Here is a 16,811-nt window from a genome sequence, read left to right on the forward strand (position 1 = left end):
ACCCAGCATGGCCCTTTCCCTGCCGGCCATCATGAGAACGACGGCGGCGCGGCTCTCGGCGCTCTATTTCCTGCTTTTCGCCCTCTGTGCGGTTCTGCTGGTCTTGTACATGACCTCGCTGTCGGCGCGCATGCTGACCGCACAGACGCAGGAGACCATCAATGACGAGGTGCTCGGCCTTGCCCGCGCCTATCAGCGCGGCGGGCTGCCGGTGCTGGTCCGCGTGGTCGAGGCCCGTTCCCGCCAGCCCGGCGCCAACCTCTATCTGATCGCCGATACCAACGGCCAGATCCTGACCGGCAATGTGCAGAGCCTGGAGCCGGGGGTGATCGAGACCGAAGGCTGGACGACGGAGCCCTTCTCCTACCGGCGCTTCGGCGAGGGCGAGCTCGAACGGCAGCGCAGCACGCCGGCCGACCAGAACGAGACGCAGCCCGGCCAGAACGAAGTCCAGGCCGAGGGCGAGAAGGGCCACAATGCGATTGCGTTGGTGCTGCGCCTGCCCAACCAGATGATCATGCTGGTCGGCCGCGATCTCGGCGAACCCGAGCGGTTCCGCGCCGTCATCCGCCGCTCTCTGATGCTGGCGCTGGGCATGATGGGGCTCGGCGGACTGCTGATCTGGTTCTTCGTCGGGCGCGCGGCGCTGAAGCGCATCGACAGCGTCTCCGAGGCCAGCCGCCGCATCATGGGCGGCGACTTGTCCGGGCGCCTGCCGGTCACCGGCGCCGGCGACGAATTCGACCGCCTGTCCGAGAACCTCAATGCCATGCTGGCCAGGATTGCGACGCTGAACGAAGGGCTGAAGCAGGTTTCGGACAACATTGCCCACGACCTGAAGACGCCACTGACAAGACTGCGCAACCGCGCCGAGGCGACGCTTTCCGGCAAGCACAAGACCACCGATTACCGGCAGGCGCTGGAAGGCACGATTGCCGAGTCGGAGCAGCTGATAAAGACCTTCAACGCCATTCTGATGATCTCCAGGCTGGAGGCGGGCTATTCCTCCGAGAGCACCAGCCGCGTCGATCTCGCCGCCGCCGTGCGCGACGTCGTCGAGCTCTATGAGCCGGTGGCCGAGGAGGCGGGCGTGACGTTGGAGAGCTCGGTCGTGGGCGATTTTGCCGTCAACGGCAATCGCGAACTGATCGGCCAGGCGCTGTCGAACATCGTCGACAATGCGATCAAGTACTCGACCGACGCGACCGGCAAGCCCGCGGTGCGCGTGGCGCTCGGGCGCGTCGGCGGCGAAGTCCGGCTTTCGGTCACCGACAACGGCCAGGGCATTCCCGACGATGCCGACCGCGCCCGCGCGACCGAGCGTTTCGTGCGGCTGGAAAAGAGCCGTTCGCAGCCAGGGTCGGGCCTGGGCCTCAGCCTCGCCAAGGCAATCATGACTTTCCATAACGGCAGGCTTGATCTTTTACCCGCCAATCCCGGATTGTCCGTGGTCATGGGTTTTCCTGCACGGGAGAACCATTGATGGCCGCGAGGAAGCCTGTGAAGCGGATCGAAACCGAATGGCATCTGCAACCGGTGGCAAGGCTGCTGCCGCTGGATGAAAACCGCGCCCGGCGTGAACTGTCGGAGATCGCTGACGCCGCCGAGGAAGAGGGTCTGCCCCGGCTGGCGAAGTTCCTGGGAGCCGAGGGCACCGTTCAGGATCTGCTCGCTGCGGTCTTCGACCTGTCGCCGTTCCTGCGTGATGCAGCGCGCCGCCGTCCCGGCATTCTCGATCAGCTGTTCGACGCCGATGTCGAGGCCCGACTGATCGCGATCGGCGAGGCGATCGGCAAGGCGGCCTTTACTGATTCCGTTTCGGAAACGAGCCTGATGATGGAGCTGCGGCTGTGCAAGGCCGAAGCGCATTTCCTGATTGCGCTCGCCGATCTCGCCGGCGAGGTCGAGCCCGCGCTGACGGTGCGCCGCCTCAGCGATCTCGCCGACGCCTGCACCCGCGCCGCCGTCGATTTTTTGCTCCGCGACGCGCATGGGCAAGGCAAGCTCGAATTGCCCGATCCCGAAAATCCGGCGCGCCAGTCCGGCTGGATCCTGCTCGGCATGGGCAAGCTCGGCGCGCATGAATTGAATTTTTCCTCCGACATCGACCTCGTCGTCTTCTTCGATCCGGAGGCGCCGGCGGTGACCGATCCGCTCGATGCGACGGAGCTGTTTTCGCGTCTCACCCGTCGCCTGGTGCGCATCCTTCAGGACCGCACCGAACACGGCTATGTTTTCCGCACCGATCTGAGGCTCCGTCCCGATCCCGGTTCGACGCCGTTGGCGATTTCCGAAGAGGCCGCGCTTCACTACTATGAGGGGCGCGGCCAGAACTGGGAGCGCGCCGCCATGATCAAGGCGCGCCCAGTGGCCGGCGATCTCGCCTCCGGCGCTGCTTTCCTGAAGGAGTTGCAGCCCTATGTCTGGCGCAAATACATGGACTATGCCGCGATCGCCGACGTCCATTCCATCAAGCGCCAGATCCACGCCCACAAGGGCCATGGCGAGATCGCGGTCAAGGGCCACAACGTCAAGCTCGGCCGTGGCGGTATCCGCGAGATCGAGTTCTTCGTCCAGACGCAGCAGCTTATCGCCGGCGGCCGCTTCCCGGAGCTGCGCGGCCGCGAAACCGTGCCGATGCTTGGCCAGCTTGCCGCGCGCGGCTGGATCACCGCCGACGCGCGCGATGCTTTGACCCGGCAGTACTGGTTCCTGCGCCGCGTCGAGCATGCCATCCAGATGGTCGCCGACGAGCAGACACATATCCTACCCGACAGCGATGATGGGCTGGAGCGCATTGCGCGCATGCTGGGCTTTGCCAGTGCCAAGACCTTTTCCGAGGCCTTTCGTGCGTCGCTGCAACAGGTCGAGCGCCACTACGCGGCACTGTTCGAAACCGCTCCGGAACTGTCGGCCGGAGTCGGCAATCTGGTCTTCACCGGCGATGTCGACGATCCCGACACGCTTCAGACCCTACAGCGCCTCGGCTTCCAGCGGCCGAGCGACATCTGCCGCGTCATCCGCGGCTGGCATTTCGGCCGCTACCGCGTCACCCAGTCGGCGGAAGCGCGCGAGCGGCTGACGGAGCTGACGCCGGCGCTACTGAAGGGTTTCGGCCAGACGCGGCGTGCCGACGAGGCGGTGATGCGCTTCGACGAATTCCTCGCCGGCCTGCCGGCCGGCATCCAGCTGTTCTCGCTGCTGCAGTCCAACCCGGCGCTGCTGAAACTGATGGCGACGATCATGGGTGCGGCACCCAGGCTAGCGGCGATCATCACCCGGCGGCCGCATGTCTTCGACGGCCTGCTCGACCCGGCCCTGCTCAACGAGTTGCCAAACCGCGCCTATCTGTCGGCGCGGCTTGCCGCTTTCATTGAAGGCGACCGCGCCTACGAGGACGTGCTCGACCGCTTGCGCATCTTCGCCTCCGAGCAGAAGTTCCTGATCGGCGTGCGGCTGCTTGCCGGCGCCATCGATCCGGCCCGCGCCGGACGCGCCTTTTCCGACCTCGCCGATCTCACCATCGAGGCAGCGCTGCAGGCCGTCATGGCCGAGTTCGCCCTGCGCCACGGCCGCATCGCCGGGGCCAGGGTGGCGCTGCTAGGCATGGGCAAGCTCGGCAGCCGCGAATTGACGGCGGGCTCAGACGTCGACCTCATCCTGCTCTACGACCACGATGCCGATGCTGAAGAGTCCGACGGCAACAAGCCGCTGGCCCCATCCCATTACTATACCAGGATGACGCAACGGCTGATCGCCGCCGTCTCGGCGCCAACAGCTGAAGGTGTCCTCTACGAACTCGACCTTCGCCTGCGCCCCTCCGGCAACAAGGGGCCGGTTGCTACTCATGTAGATGCCTTCAAAAAGTATCAGCGCCAGGACGCCTGGACCTGGGAGCACATGGCGCTGGCGAGGGCCCGCGCTATCGGCGGCGATGCCGCACTGTGCGCCGAGGTCGAGGCCGAGGTGGCCGCCGTGCTTGCCTTGCCGCGCGATGCCTCCAAGGTGATGGCCGAGGCGTCGGAGATGCGGGCGCTGATCGAGAAGGAGAAGCCGCCGCGCGATCTCTGGGACATCAAGTTGATCCCCGGCGGGCTCATCGATCTCGAATTCCTTGCCCAGGTGGCGGTTATCACGGGCCAGGTCGAGGCCGGCCGCAGGGTTACCGCGACGGCCGACATCCTGGCGCGGCTGGCGCCGGATTTCGTCGGCGCCGACATCAGGCAGGAGCTATGCGATGCCTACCGGCTCTATCTGGCGCTGACCCAGATGATCAGGCTCTGCCTCACCGGCGTCTTCGAACGCGACGACGTTCCGCCGGGCCTATCGGATCTGCTTCTGGCGGTCACCGACCTGCCGGATTTCGGTGTGCTGGAAGCACACCTTAAGGAGACGTCGCGAAAGGTCAGAAAGGATTTCGACCTTTTGCTTCGTGCAGGACAGTCGCAACAACGAGCGGCGGTCCCCGATCGCATCGGGGGTGACGATGCAACAGGAGAAGACCAATGAGAAAGTCAACCAAACTTGCCCTCGCTTTCGCAGCCCTTGCCGGCGCCGTCGGCACCACGGCCTATGCCGAAAACAATGCCAGCGCCAAAATGCGCGACGACATGATGATGCGCCTCGACAAGACGATGAGGGATTCGAACGGCACCATCACCTTCGACCAGTTTTCCGACGCCATGAATGCTCGGCTGAAGAAGATGGTCGCCGACAATGGCGGCAAGCTCACCGTCGCCCAGCTCGCCGATGCGCTGGAAAAGGCGCGTTACGAGCGCATGGCCAAACGCATCATCGAACGCTACGACACCAGGGGCGACGGCACGTTGACCACCGACGACATCACCAGCCGCCAGAAGAAGGTCTTCGCCATGCTGGACAGGAACAATGACGGCAAGATCGAGAAGAGCGAACTGCCAAAGGGCGGCCGCTTTGGCCGTCACCGTCCATCGGGCGGCAACGACGAAGACGGCATGCAGTGACCCCGGCTACCGGCTCCGGCGGCGCAGCCGCCGGCGCTTGTGGGAAGATAGGCCGATTGCCGTGACCAAAATCGATCTCGCGAATATTTACCGCGACTACATCGCCTGCCTGAACAGCCAGGATTTGTCGAAGCTCGGACGGTTCGTTGACGACGAGGCGATCCACAATGGCCGGCGGATCGGCTTGTCGGGTTATCGCGAAATGCTGGAGAGGGACTTCGAGGACATTCCGGACCTCTATTTTGATGTCCGGATGCTGATCTCCGATCCGCCCTACATAGCGAGCCGGATCGCATTCGACTGCAGGCCAAGGGGAAGGTTCCTTGGCCTGGACGTAAACGGCAGGAGAGTGTCGTTCGCCGAGAACGTGATCTACGATTTTCGCGGCGGAAAGATCGTGGAAGTGTGGTCGGTTATAGATAAGACCGCCATCGAAGCTCAGCTTTAGGCCGCTGCCTTCACCGCCGGCGTCGCCTTCTTCACCGGGATGCGCACCGACACGATGGTGCCGACGCCTTCGGTCGAGCGGATCTTCAGTGCGCCGCCCTGCAGCTCGGCCAGCGAGCGCGAGATGGCCAGCCCGAGGCCGGATCCGGCATGGTTCTTGGAAAACTGGTTCTGCACCTGCTCGAACGGCCGGCCGAGCTTGCCCAGCGCTTCCTTGGGGATGCCGCAGCCATTGTCCTCGATGGTCAGCACCAGCGCGCCCGAGGTGTTGCGCGCCCTGACCGAAATGTGACCGCCTTGGCCGGTGAACTTCACCGCGTTGGACAGCAGGTTGATGACGATCTGCTTGATCGCGCGCCGGTCGGCGTAGAGCCGCATCGAATCGGCGATACGGGTTTCCACCGTGATCGATTTCTCGGCCGCCTGCAGCGAGACGACGCGCACGGTTTCCTTGATCAGGGGGCAGAGGTCGATCTCCTCGCGGTCCACCGAGAACTGGCCGGCCTCGATCTTCGACATGTCGAGAATGTCGTTGATGACGCCGAGCAGATATTTGCCGCTGCCGTTGATGTCGGTGGCATATTCCTCGTAGCGCGGCGAGCCGAGCGGCCCGAACAGGCCCTGTTCCATCAGTTCGGAAAAGCCGATGATGGCGTTGAGCGGCGTGCGCAATTCGTGAGACATGTTGGCCAGGAATTCGGATTTCGCCCGGTTGGCCGCCTCGGCGCGCTCGGTCTCCTTCATATATTTGCGATTGAGCTCGACGAGCTCGCGCGCCCGTTCCTCTTCCGCCCGGCGGGCAAGGCTGAGATCGTGGATCGTAGCCATCAGCCGGCGCTCGCTATCGACCAGCTTCTCCTGGTGCAGCTTGATCTGGGTGATGTCGGAGCCGACCGAGACGGTGCCGCCGTCCCTGGTCCTGAGTTCGTTGACCTGCAGCCAGCGGCCGTCGGCAAGCTGCCGCTCCAGCGTTACGCCGCCCTGCGGCCCGTTGCTGTTGGCGAGCCTACGCTCCGAGGCGAAGGCCAGCATGCGCTCTTCCAGCGCCGTACGCGCCGCGCCCGGCATGACGTCGCGGTCCGAAAGGCCGTTGTCCTTCTGGAATTTGGAATTGCACATGATCAGGTGCTCGGAAGCATCCCACAGCACGAAGGATTCGTTGATATTCTCGATCGCTGTCCTGAGCCTGAGATCCGCGGCTTCCGAGCGCAGCGCCAGATGCCGCTGCTCGGTCACGTCGACGGCAATGCCGATCAGCTGGATCTCCGGCGCTTCCGGGTCGATCACCTGGGCCCTGGCGCGCATCCACACCCACTGCCCGTCGGCGTGCCGCATGCGGAACACCTGGTCGATATGGTCGATCTCGCGCTCGACGATGCGGTTGGCAAGATCGAACAGGTCGCCATCTTCGGGATGGATGATCTCGTCGACCTCGCCGAACGACAGCATCGTATCGCAGGGCTCGTAGCCCAGCATGTCGTACATCGAGCGCGACCAGTACATCTTGCCGCGCACCATATCCCAGTCCCAAAGGCCGCAGCGGCCGCGCACCAGCGCCATGTCGATGCGCTGGTGTGCTTCGAGGTAGATGCGGTCGGCGGCCTGAGCCCGCGCCGCCTGGCCGAAATAGGCATAGAGGATGATGATCAGCACGCCGGCCGTCAGCACGAACAGCGTGACGTTTAGGGAGACTGTCTTGCGCCAGCTGTCGAAGACCGCTTCCTGCGGCACCAGCACGGCGGCCGCGTTCTTGCGACTCGCCGTCAGGCTCACCGCCGCAAACCAGTCCTGTCCGCCGATGCTGACGTTCATGACGCCGGCGCGCTCGCCGAACATGAACAGTGGCTGGCCGCCCTGGACGAGGCTGTCCAGCGAGCGTCCCTGCCAGCCGGTCGACAGCGGCGATACGGCAATGATCTTGAAGGCGCCGTCGGTGACGGCAAGCACATGGCTTCGGCCCATGGCGCCCAGCCGGCCGGCATTCTCCAGAAGGTCCAGCGCGCCAGTGGAGGCAGCGTTGGGATCGGCGGCAATGGCGCTCGCCATCTGGCCGGCCGCAAGCGAAAGGATGGCCTTGGTGTCCCGCTCCACCTCGTCGCGCTCGTTCATCAGCGACAGGACGCGAAGTGCCGCGATGACGACCAGGAACATAATAATGAGGGCCGGGATCGAACGGCGCAGCAAGGGCTCGGCTGCCAAGAGCCGCCGGTAGGCGGGTTCGGCGATCAGCCGCGTGTTGCCCGCAAGGCCGTCGCCCCGCGCCTCACGCCGCTCAAAAGCCGTCCCTCCGGGCGCCCCCCACGCGTCCGCCTTGGCCATAAATGGCTACTCCCCGAATTCCCTATGCTTGACGATCCGGCAACACCGCACGTCCGAATCGTCTGTAAGGAATCAAAGGTGATTCGCCTTGTCCAGAGGCGCGGCCAAAAAAGATTAAAAATCGACTAAAATAACGCCTTTCCGACCCGGCAGGCGCGATCCTCTCTTCTCCCCTGTGCGAGAAGGTGGCCGAGCGAAGCTCGGGCGGATGAGGGGTGCTCCAGCTTGGCGCTGACAGCACTCCTTCCAACACCCCTCATCCGTCTCGGCGCTGCGCGCCGATCCTTCCCCCACAAGGGGGGGAAGGGAAGGGCGCTCACGCCAGCGTGCGCTCCACAATGTCGCGCAAATCGGCCGACAGGTTTTCGGCACTGGCGATCTTAAGCAGCGCCTCCCTGGCCTTGGCCTGGCGGATTGGCTCCAGCGAGCGCCATGAGCGCAGCGCCGTCGCCAGCCTGGCCGCTACTTGCGGGTTGCGCTTTTCGACCGCGAGAACAGTCTCGGCAAAGAAGCGGTAGCCTTCGCCGTCGGCGCGGTGGAAGCCGGTCTGGTTGGCGCTGGAGAACGTGCCGACCAGCGAGCGCACCCGGTTCGGATTGGCCATCGAGAACCCCGCGTGCTTGGTTAGGACGCGCACCGTCTCGACGGTTTGCGGACCGGGCACGCCGGCCTGGATCTGGAACCACTTGTCCATCACCAATGCGTCGCTGCCATATTTCGTCTCGAAATCGGCCAGGGCTCTCGCCGCCTCGGGCGAGCCGCGATGGCGGTGCGCAAGCACGGTCAGCGCCGCGGCGCGGTCGGTCATGTTGGTGGCGGAACGGAAATGGCGGGCCGCGAGTTCGGTGCCTTCCGGCAGCAGCGTGAGATAGTCGAGCAGGATGTTGCGTAGCGACCGCCGCCCAGCGCTCGCCGCATCCGGGCTGAACGGCCCTTTGTCGGCAAGGCGATCGTAGAGACTGGTGAAGGTCTCGCGGTTCGCGTTGGCGATCGCCATCGCCAGCGCCTCGCGGGCGGTGAAGATCGCGTCCGGGTCGATGCCCTTGCCGATGTCGCGGGCGATGTCGGCCTCGCCGGGAAGCGCCAACGCCAGCGCGCGGTAGGCCGGCTCCAGCGTCTCGTCGCCGGCGATCTTGCCGGCAAGCTCGGTCAGCCGGGCCGTGTAGGCCGGCTCTCTGCCGCCGAGGATCTGGCGGAAGGCCGCAATCAGTGCGTCGGTCAAAAGCGTGTTGAACGCTTGCCAGCGCGAGAAGCTGTCGCTGTCATGGCCGGCCAGGAAGAACTGGTCGTCGGCCTTCTGCTCGACCGACAGCGTGATCGGCGCTGAGAAGCCGCGGTTGAGCGACACAGCCGGGCGCTCGGCCACGCCCGAGAAGCGCACAACCTGCCGGCGCTTGCGGATGTGGATGACGCCGTCCTCGACGGTGGCACCCTCGACGCCCTCATAGGCGACGGGATTGCCATTGGCGCCGACCAGGCCGAAGGCCAGCGGAATGTGCATCAGCCGCTTGCGGCTTTCCGACGGCGTCGGCGGCACCGACTGCTCGATCTCCAGCGTGAATTCCCGCGCAGCCGGATTGTGCGTCGAGCTCACCGTCAGGTTCGGCGTGCCGGCCTGATGGTACCAGAGCGCAAACTGCGACAGGTCGCGCCCGGAAACATCCTCGAACACTTTCAGGAAATCCTCGATCGTCGCCGCCTCGCCGTCATGGCGTTCGAAATAGAGGTCCATGCCGGCACGGAACGCGTCAGCGCCGAGGATGGTGCGGATCATGCGCACCACTTCCGAACCCTTTTCGTAGACCGTCGCCGTGTAGAAATTGTTGATCTCGCGGTAGCGGCGCGGCCGCACCGGATGTGCCAGCGGCCCCTGGTCCTCGGGGAATTGATGCGCGCGCAGCGTACGCACCTCGGCGATGCGCTTCACCGCCCGCGAGCGCTGGTCGGCGGAGAATTCGTGGTCGCGAAAGACCGTCAGCCCTTCCTTCAGGCAAAGCTGGAACCAGTCGCGGCAAGTGATTCTGTTGCCGGTCCAATTGTGGAAATACTCATGCGCGATGATCGCCTCGATATTGGCGAAATCGGCATCTGTCGCGGTCTCCTCGTCGGCCAGCACATATTTGTCGTTGAAGATGTTGAGGCCCTTGTTCTCCATCGCCCCCATGTTGAAGTCGGACACGGCGACGATGTTGAAGACGTCGAGATCGTATTCGCGCCCGAAGGCTTCTTCATCCCATGTCATCGACCGCTTCAGCGCATCCATCGCGTAGCTGGCGAGCCGCTCCTTGCCGGGTTCGACAAAGATGCCGAGCTCGACTTCGCGGCCGGACATGGTGACGAAGCTGTCGGCCACCTTGCCGAGCGCGCCGGCCACCAGCGCAAACAGATAGGATGGCTTGGGGAAGGGATCGTGCCAGACCGCGTAGTGCCAGCCATCGGCAAGGTTGCCGCTGCCGGCCGGGTTGCCGTTGGACAGAAGCAGCGGCGCCTCGTCCAGCTTAGCCTCGATGCGCACCGTGTAGACCGACAAGATGTCGGGACGGTCGAGGAAATAGGTGATGCGGCGAAAGCCCTCGGCCTCGCATTGCGTGCAGTAGACAGAGTTGGAGCGATAGAGGCCCATGAGAGTTTCGTTGCCCGCCGGCGCGACTTCGGTCTCGATCAGCAACTGGAAGCGGGGCGCCGCCGGCGGCCGGGAAATTGTCAGTTGATCCGGCGTCGCCAGGAAATCCGTGGACTGAAGCTCGCGGCCGTCGATGGCGACACGGATGAGCGTCAGTCCGTCACCATCCAGAACCAGCGGTGCAGATGCCGCGACGCCGTCGCGACGTTCGATCGTCAAGGTTGCGGTGACGCGGGTCGCCTCCGGGGAAAGGCGGAAAACAAGGCTGGTTTCCAAAATGAGATAGTCGCTGGGGCGATAGTCTTCGAGCCTGAAGACATGGCCGGTATCGGTGCGCATTCCGTTGGGTTTCCCGTCGATTTGCGTGGCGGAAAGTGTGTCCGCTGGTCCAAAAAATTTGAAGTCCGCGCTCTTTACACGAAACGGTCACTCGACAAAACTGCACCAGTGCCTATTTCAGGCACTCGTTTCCCAATCATCGCGAGGCATTCATGACCGTCGTCACACCGAAATTCGGCATGGGCGCTTCCGTGTTGCGTCGCGAGGACCAGGCTTTCATCAAGGGTGAGGGGCGTTACACCGACGACATCAGCCCTGCCGGCCTGCTGCACGGCTATGTGCTGCGCTCGCCGGTCGCCAAGGCGAGCTTCACCATCGCCTCGACCGAAGCGGCAAGGGCCGCGCCTGGCGTCCATCTGGTGCTGACCGGTGCCGATCTCACCCATCTCGGCAAGCTGAAGTCCGGCGTCATGCAGCGGCAGCCCGACGGCACCAAGGCGCCGACCCGCGACATCCCGATCCTGTGCAGCGACAGGGTCAATTATGTTGGCGATGCCGTCGCCTTCGTCGTTGCCGACAGCCGCGCGCTGGCGCAGGACGCGGCCGAGATGATCGAGGTCGACTACGACAGCGAGGATGCCGCCTCCGGCACCGCCACCGCGTTGGATGAAGGCACGCCGCTGGTCTGGCCGGAACTCGGCTCCAACCGCGCCTTCACCTACCATATCGGCGACAAGGCCCGGACTGCGGCTGCCTTTGCCAAGGCCGCGCACGTCACCCGCATCGAGTTCGTCAACAACCGGTTGGTCTGCAACTACATGGAGCCGCGCTCGGCGATCGGCGAATGGAATGTGGACGAGAACCGCTTCGTGCTGACCACGGGGTCTCAGGGCGTGCACTCGATGCAGTACATCATCGCCGACCTGTTCAAGATCAAGAAGAGTGAGCTGCGCGTCATCACGCCGGACGTCGGCGGCGGCTTCGGGCCGAAGAGCTTCGTCTACCGCGAATATCCGCTGGTGCTGGAGGCGGCCAGGCGGCTGGGGCGCCCGGTCAAATGGGCGGGCGACCGCACCGAGCATTTCCTCACCGACGCGCAAGGCCGCGACAATATCGTCAAAGCCGAAATGGCCCTCGACAAGGACGGCCGCTTCCTCGGCATGAAAGTCGACCTATTGGCCAATATGGGCGCCTATGTCTCGCAATACGGGCCGTTCATCCCCTATGTCGGCGTCACCATGTCGACCGGCGTCTACGATATCGGGGCGCTCGACGTGTCGGTGACCGGCCTCTACACCAACACCTGCCCGGTCGATGCCTACCGCGGCGCCGGCCGTCCGGAAGCGGCTCTGCTGCTGGAGAAGCTGGTCGACGCCTGCGCCCACGATCTCGGCCTGCCGGTCGAGGAAGTCCGGCGGAAGAATTTCATCCGTCCCGAGCAATTCCCCTACCGCACGCAGACCGGCCGCCTCTACGACACCGGCGAATTCGCCGGCCATATGGATCGCGCCATCGACCAGGCCGAGTGGAAGGCGTTCCCGAATCGGCTGGAACAGTCGAAGGCAGGCGGAAAGATCCGTGGCATCGGCATGGCGACCTATATCGAGGCCTGCGCCTTTCCGGGCTCCGAGCCGGCCTTTGTCGAGCTGAACGGCGATGGCACGGTGACGCTTAAGATAGGCACCCAGACAAACGGCCAGGGCCATGCTACCGCCTACGCGCAATTCCTGTCGGAGAAGCTCGATCTGCCGATCGAAAAAATCCATGTCCGGCAGGGCGACACCGACGAATTGAAGGATGGCGGCGGCACCGGCGGCTCGCGCTCCATTCCCCTTGGCGGCGTATCGGCGTCTCGCGCCGGCGAGGACCTCGCCAATAAGATCAAGCGCATCGCCGCCGACGAACTCGAGGCTTCGGCGGGCGACATCGAACTCTCCGATGGCGTCGCCCGCATCGTCGGCACCGACCGCACGATCGATTTTTCCAGCATCGCCAAGGCGGCCAAGACGCCGGACGATCTCAAAGGTTTCGGCGAATTCGTCCAGGATGAATGCACCTATCCGAATGGCACCCATATCTGCGAGGTCGAGATCGATCCCGACACCGGCACGACGGACATCGTGCGCTACACCATCGTCGACGATTTCGGCGTCACGGTGAACCCGATCCTGCTCGCTGGCCAGGTGCATGGCGGCGTCGTCCAGGGCATAGGCCAGGCGCTGACCGAAGACACCGTGTATGGCGAGGACGGCCAGCTTCTGACGGCGAGCTTCATGGATTATGCCATGCCGCGCGCCGACAATTTCCCGTTCTTCCATTTCGAGACCCGCAACGTGCCTTCGACCACCAATGCGCTCGGCATCAAGGGGGCCGGCGAGGCCGGCACGATCGGCGCGACGCCGGCCGCGCTCAACGCGGTGACCGACGCGCTCTGGCGCGCCTACGGCATCAGGCATATCGAGATGCCGGCAACGCCGGCGCGCATCTGGGCGGCGATCCAGGAAGCATCGCCGGCGTGACGGCGGAGAAGAGGGCCGAGCCGAAGGTTGGCGGCGATCATGCCGTCGGCCACAGCACATTGCGGGGCATCGCGCTCAAGATCGTTTCGGTGGCGGTCTTCGTCGGCATGTCGACCTGCATCAAGGCGGCAGGCACGGTGCCGGCCGGGCAGATCGTCTTCTTCCGCTCCTTCTTCGCCATCTTTCCGATCATCGCCTTCCTCGCCTTCAGGGGAAAGCTCGGCACCGCGTTCACGACCAAACGGCCGTTCAACCACGTCGCGCGCGGTGTCGTCGGCGTCGGTGCCATGGGGCTCGGCTTCTTCGCGCTGACCAGACTGCCGCTCCCGGAGGCGATCACGCTCAACTATGCCCAGCCGCTGCTGGTGGTGGTGTTCTCCTCGATCTTCCTCGGCGAGGCGATCCGGGTCTATCGCTGGAGCGCGGTCGCGGTAGGGCTTGTCGGCGTGCTGATCGTCTCCTGGCCGGAACTGACGCTGCTGCGTTCGGGCGCCGCCCTTGGCGACCAGGAGGTGCTTGGCGTCATTGCAGCGCTGACTGCCGCGGCGATCTCGGCCGTCGCCATGCTTCTGGTGCGCAACCTCGTCCAGACCGAGAAGACGGCGACCATCGTGCTCTGGTTCTCTTCGACGGCGAGCGTCATGTCGCTGTTGTCGCTGCCGTTCGGCTGGCAGGCGCTGACGTCGGGCCAGACGGCGCTGCTGGTGGCGGCCGGTTTCTGTGGCGGGCTCGGCCAGATCCTGATGACGGCGGCCTACCGCCATGCCGAAGCCTCGGTCGTGGCGCCGTTCGAATACACCTCGATGATCCTCGGCGTCGTCGTCGGCTATCTGGTGTTCGGCGACGTGGCGTCGCTCAACATGCTGGTCGGCGGCGCGATCGTGGTGGCGGCCGGCATCTTCATCATCTGGCGCGAGCGGCAACTGGGCCTGGAGCGCACCCGCACGCGAAAGGCGACGCCGCCGCAGGGGTGAGGCTGACTTCGTTCTGTCGAGTTCCTTCAAACCCCGCGACCTTTCCGGTTACGACGCCTTCGCCGCCTGCTCCTTCGCCATCCGCACCAGTACCGTTCTCGTCTGCTCGTCGGCCGGGAAAAAAGACTCGATCGCCAGTTCCGACAGCGTCACATCGAGCGGCGTGCCGAAGACGGTGATGGTGCTGATGAAGGACAGCACCTGGTCGCCATGCGCGAGCCTCAGCGGATGCACGATACCATCAGGCTCGACCGGAACGGGACGCCCGCCCTTGAGGCCGGACGGATAGGACCGCAGTTCACGCTCCAGCTCGATCAGCACCGGATCGCCGCTGGCATCGTTCTGGTGCTTCAGGCGCTCCAGCAGATGCGTCCGCCATTCCGCCAAATTGACGATGCGCGGCGCGACGCCGCCCGGATGCAGGCTGAGCCGCAGCACATTGACCGGCGGCTTGAGCAACGACGCTTCGCTGACATCCGCCAGCAGCGGGCCGATGGCGGCATTCGCCGAAACCAGATTCCAGTGCCGGTCGACCGCCAGCGCCGGAAAGGGCTCGTGCCCCTTGAGCACGGTCTCGACCGCGGCCATCGCCGGCGCCAGCGAGGCATCGGTGAGCGACCGCTCGCTGAAGCTTGGTGCAAAGCCCGCCGCAAGCAAGAGTTGGTTGCGTTGCCGCAGCGGGATCGACAGCTGTTCGGCCAGATGCAGCACCATGTCGCGCGAGGGCGCGGCGCGGCCGCTCTCGACGAAGCTCAGATGCCGCTGGGAGATCTCGGCCTCCATGGCGAGGTCGAGCTGCGACATGCGCCGCCGCGTGCGCCATTCGCGGATCAGGCTGCCGGCGGAACTCTGGGCTGTTGTCATGGGGCATGGTTAGGCCGGTGCACGGCGCATTTCAATTACCTGGAAGGTTATCGCTAGGTGAGCGCCCGCAGCTTCGCCTTCACCTCGAGAAAATCTCGCCAGGCCAGCTTCTTGTGCGCCGGCGTTCTGAGCAGATAGGCCGGGTGCAGGGTCGGCATGGCCGGAATGGCGATGCCCGACGCGGTGGTATGGACGCGCCAGTTGCCGCGCAGCCGCAGGATACCCTCGGTGGTGTTGAGCAAGGTCTTGGCCGAGGGGCCGCCGAGATTGACCAGCACCTTGGGATTGACCAGCTCGATCTGCCTTTCGATGAAAGGGCGGCAGATTTCGGTCTCGTGTGGGGTCGGCGTGCGGTTGCCCGGCGGCCGCCACGGGATGACATTGGCGATATAGGCCGAAGTCCTGTCGAGGCCGATCGCCGCCAGCATGCGGTCGAGCAGCCGGCCGGAGCGGCCGACGAATGGCAGGCCTTCGAGGTCCTCGTCCCGGCCCGGCGCTTCGCCGACCAGCATCAACTCCGCGTTCGGGTTGCCGTCCGAGAACACCAGGTTTTTGGCGGTGAATTTGAGGTTGCAGCCGTCGAAGGCCGCCATGTGCTGGCGCAACTCCTCTAAGGTTGACGCCGTCGCCGCCAGTTGCCGTGCAAGTGCGGCCTGCGCTTCGTCCGGTACCGTCGCTGCGCCAGCAGGCGCGCGCGCGGGTGGCGCGTCCGGCAACCGGCTCATGTCGGGCCGTGACGGCGCTGATGGTGGTTGCTGTTGAACGTTTTCGCGCGCTGGCGCCGCTGCCATCGGCGTGCTCTCCGCCGGTTTCGGCACCGCCTCGGCAAACCGGTTCACCGGCGCGTCCTCGAGCGCGTCGTCGACGCCGGCACTGGCATAGAAGGCGAGCAGGTCGGCGAGGTCGGATCGGTTGATGGGGGAGGCGGCAGTCATGCCGCCACCATCGTTCGCGCGGCATGAATTTGCAAGGTTGGACCGTGTGTTGAACTATGGCGGCATACTTCATCCGGTTGGTATGCGCGGATCTTGCACCAGATAAAACGTCCAGCGCGGCGTGTAGTCGGTGATCAGGAATTCGAAGCGGCCCGTCATCAGCGGATCGATCTTGCCATTCTTGAACAGCAGCCGGTCATAGGGTTCGAAGTCGCGGTCGAAATCGGCAAAACTGCTCGATATGATGTTGTCGGGCGTCTTGTTGCGCTGGTCGAACGACAGGCCGTCGCCGAACACGCTCGGCTGGTTGAGGATCTCCTGCAGCTCGAACTGGAACTCGACCCAGGCCTGCCCGCTGTTGTTGAGCACTTCGATGCGCATGTACATGATGCCGTTGGCGACATCGCCGGCCCTGCCGAACGCCTCGATCGGTTTTGTGGTACGGATGGTCAGCGTCACCGGCGTCGCCGAATTCAGCTCTTCGGTGATGACGATCGGATCGTCCTTGGTGCCGATGCCCGAAATGCCGGTGATGTGGAAGCCGCCGAGTTCGTCGGAAAAGGAATAGGCGCCGGTCGCCCAGACCTTTAGCTGCTCGCCATGGGCCTCGGTGGCAACCAGCGGCGAAAGGAGCAGAAGAGCCACGCGGCAGGCCAGGCCGGGCATGGAGAAAAAGCGCGTCAATGAAAAGCCGGATGGCTCAGGCGGGCGCATGCGGCGAAGTATGGCCGATAAGCAAGCCGCCGAACAATTGAAAAAGCTGCAGCCGGATGTTTCTCCATCAGCCGCGACTTTTTGTCGAAATCGGTATTGTCACGCCAGCGCCGGTTTCCCGTCGCGTATTGATGCGCTATGCAGCGGATAAGCCA

Annotated in this window: 12 protein-coding genes; 7 read left to right on the plus strand and 5 right to left on the minus strand. The window is 64.6% G+C overall.

The window, feature by feature from the left end; genetic code table 11:
* Nucleotides 1-7: 7 nt before the first annotated feature.
* The 4 genes from ACFX5Q_RS10150 (at nt 8) to ACFX5Q_RS10165 (ending at nt 5,430) form a co-directional block, all read left to right on the plus strand.
* Nucleotides 8-1,483, plus strand: a complete 1,476-nt coding sequence (locus ACFX5Q_RS10150) for an ATP-binding protein (RefSeq protein WP_404277337.1) — start codon at nt 8-10, stop codon at nt 1,481-1,483.
* The gene (locus ACFX5Q_RS10155) at nt 1,483-4,509 is read left to right on the plus strand and encodes a bifunctional [glutamine synthetase] adenylyltransferase/[glutamine synthetase]-adenylyl-L-tyrosine phosphorylase (RefSeq protein ID WP_404277339.1); all 3,027 of its coding nucleotides are present in this window, start codon (nt 1,483-1,485) and stop codon (nt 4,507-4,509) included. Before ACFX5Q_RS10150 ends, ACFX5Q_RS10155 begins: the two co-directional genes overlap by 1 nt.
* The gene (locus ACFX5Q_RS10160; protein WP_192183458.1) at nt 4,506-4,982 is read left to right on the plus strand and encodes a hypothetical protein; all 477 of its coding nucleotides are present in this window, start codon (nt 4,506-4,508) and stop codon (nt 4,980-4,982) included. The genes ACFX5Q_RS10155 and ACFX5Q_RS10160 overlap by 4 nt, the downstream gene beginning before the upstream one ends.
* Nucleotides 4,983-5,043: 61 nt before the next feature.
* Nucleotides 5,044-5,430 carry an ester cyclase gene (locus ACFX5Q_RS10165; RefSeq protein WP_404277462.1) on the plus strand — a complete coding sequence of 129 codons (387 nt, stop codon included), beginning with the start codon at nt 5,044-5,046 and terminating at the stop codon, nt 5,428-5,430.
* Here ACFX5Q_RS10165 and ACFX5Q_RS10170 read toward each other — a convergent pair.
* Both ACFX5Q_RS10170 and pepN read right to left on the minus strand, forming a co-directional pair.
* Nucleotides 5,427-7,748, minus strand: coding sequence for a PAS domain-containing sensor histidine kinase (locus ACFX5Q_RS10170; RefSeq protein WP_404277340.1), 2,322 nt, complete (start codon nt 7,746-7,748; stop codon nt 5,427-5,429). The genes ACFX5Q_RS10165 and ACFX5Q_RS10170 overlap by 4 nt on opposite strands.
* A 316-nt stretch (nt 7,749-8,064) precedes the next feature.
* Entirely contained in the window at nt 8,065-10,710 is a 2,646-nt protein-coding gene (gene pepN, locus ACFX5Q_RS10175) for an aminopeptidase N (protein WP_404277341.1), read from the minus strand.
* A gap of 152 nt (nt 10,711-10,862) precedes the next feature.
* Between pepN and ACFX5Q_RS10180 the strand changes: the two genes are divergently transcribed.
* Entirely contained in the window at nt 10,863-13,169 is a 2,307-nt protein-coding gene (locus ACFX5Q_RS10180) for a xanthine dehydrogenase family protein molybdopterin-binding subunit (protein ID WP_404277342.1), read from the plus strand.
* Nucleotides 13,082-14,143 (plus strand): DMT family transporter, encoded by a 1,062-nt coding sequence (locus ACFX5Q_RS10185; RefSeq protein ID WP_404277464.1) that lies wholly within the window; start codon nt 13,082-13,084, stop codon nt 14,141-14,143. The genes ACFX5Q_RS10180 and ACFX5Q_RS10185 overlap by 88 nt, the downstream gene beginning before the upstream one ends.
* Nucleotides 14,144-14,191: 48 nt before the next feature.
* Here the strand turns inward: ACFX5Q_RS10185 and ACFX5Q_RS10190 are convergent, their stop codons facing one another.
* The 3 genes from ACFX5Q_RS10190 to ACFX5Q_RS10200 form a co-directional block, all read right to left on the minus strand.
* A complete protein-coding gene (locus tag ACFX5Q_RS10190) occupies nt 14,192-15,007 on the minus strand; it encodes a helix-turn-helix domain-containing protein (RefSeq protein WP_404277343.1) in 816 nt (271 codons plus the stop codon).
* A 53-nt stretch (nt 15,008-15,060) separates the two neighbouring features.
* Nucleotides 15,061-15,942, minus strand: coding sequence for a uracil-DNA glycosylase family protein (locus tag ACFX5Q_RS10195; RefSeq protein ID WP_404277344.1), 882 nt, complete (start codon nt 15,940-15,942; stop codon nt 15,061-15,063).
* 69 nt (nt 15,943-16,011) lie between these two features.
* Nucleotides 16,012-16,656, minus strand: coding sequence for a hypothetical protein (locus ACFX5Q_RS10200; protein WP_404277345.1), 645 nt, complete (start codon nt 16,654-16,656; stop codon nt 16,012-16,014).
* Here ACFX5Q_RS10200 and ACFX5Q_RS10205 point away from each other — a divergent pair.
* A complete protein-coding gene (locus tag ACFX5Q_RS10205; RefSeq protein ID WP_404277480.1) occupies nt 16,607-16,807 on the plus strand; it encodes a hypothetical protein in 201 nt (66 codons plus the stop codon). The genes ACFX5Q_RS10200 and ACFX5Q_RS10205 overlap by 50 nt on opposite strands.
* Nucleotides 16,808-16,811: the final 4 nt, after the last annotated feature.

The sequence above is a fragment of the Mesorhizobium sp. IMUNJ 23033 genome (assembly GCF_044778005.1).
GTDB classification, from domain to species: Bacteria; Pseudomonadota; Alphaproteobacteria; order Rhizobiales; family Rhizobiaceae; genus Mesorhizobium; species Mesorhizobium amorphae_A.

What these genes read in the sequence shown, in the direction of transcription:
- pepN (WP_404277341.1), bottom strand. Translation starts at nt 10,710, where the DNA reads ATGCGCACCGATACCGGCCATGTCTTCAGGCTCGAAGACTATCGCCCC.
- ACFX5Q_RS10155 (WP_404277339.1), top strand. Translation starts at nt 1,483, where the DNA reads ATGGCCGCGAGGAAGCCTGTGAAGCGGATCGAAACCGAATGGCATCTG.
- ACFX5Q_RS10160 (WP_192183458.1), top strand. Translation starts at nt 4,506, where the DNA reads ATGAGAAAGTCAACCAAACTTGCCCTCGCTTTCGCAGCCCTTGCCGGC.
- ACFX5Q_RS10150 (WP_404277337.1), top strand. Translation starts at nt 8, where the DNA reads ATGGCCCTTTCCCTGCCGGCCATCATGAGAACGACGGCGGCGCGGCTC.
- ACFX5Q_RS10190 (WP_404277343.1), bottom strand. Translation starts at nt 15,007, where the DNA reads ATGACAACAGCCCAGAGTTCCGCCGGCAGCCTGATCCGCGAATGGCGC.
- ACFX5Q_RS10170 (WP_404277340.1), bottom strand. Translation starts at nt 7,748, where the DNA reads ATGGCCAAGGCGGACGCGTGGGGGGCGCCCGGAGGGACGGCTTTTGAG.
- ACFX5Q_RS10180 (WP_404277342.1), top strand. Translation starts at nt 10,863, where the DNA reads ATGACCGTCGTCACACCGAAATTCGGCATGGGCGCTTCCGTGTTGCGT.
- ACFX5Q_RS10205 (WP_404277480.1), top strand. Translation starts at nt 16,607, where the DNA reads ATGGAGAAAAAGCGCGTCAATGAAAAGCCGGATGGCTCAGGCGGGCGC.
- ACFX5Q_RS10200 (WP_404277345.1), bottom strand. Translation starts at nt 16,656, where the DNA reads ATGCGCCCGCCTGAGCCATCCGGCTTTTCATTGACGCGCTTTTTCTCC.
- ACFX5Q_RS10195 (WP_404277344.1), bottom strand. Translation starts at nt 15,942, where the DNA reads ATGACTGCCGCCTCCCCCATCAACCGATCCGACCTCGCCGACCTGCTC.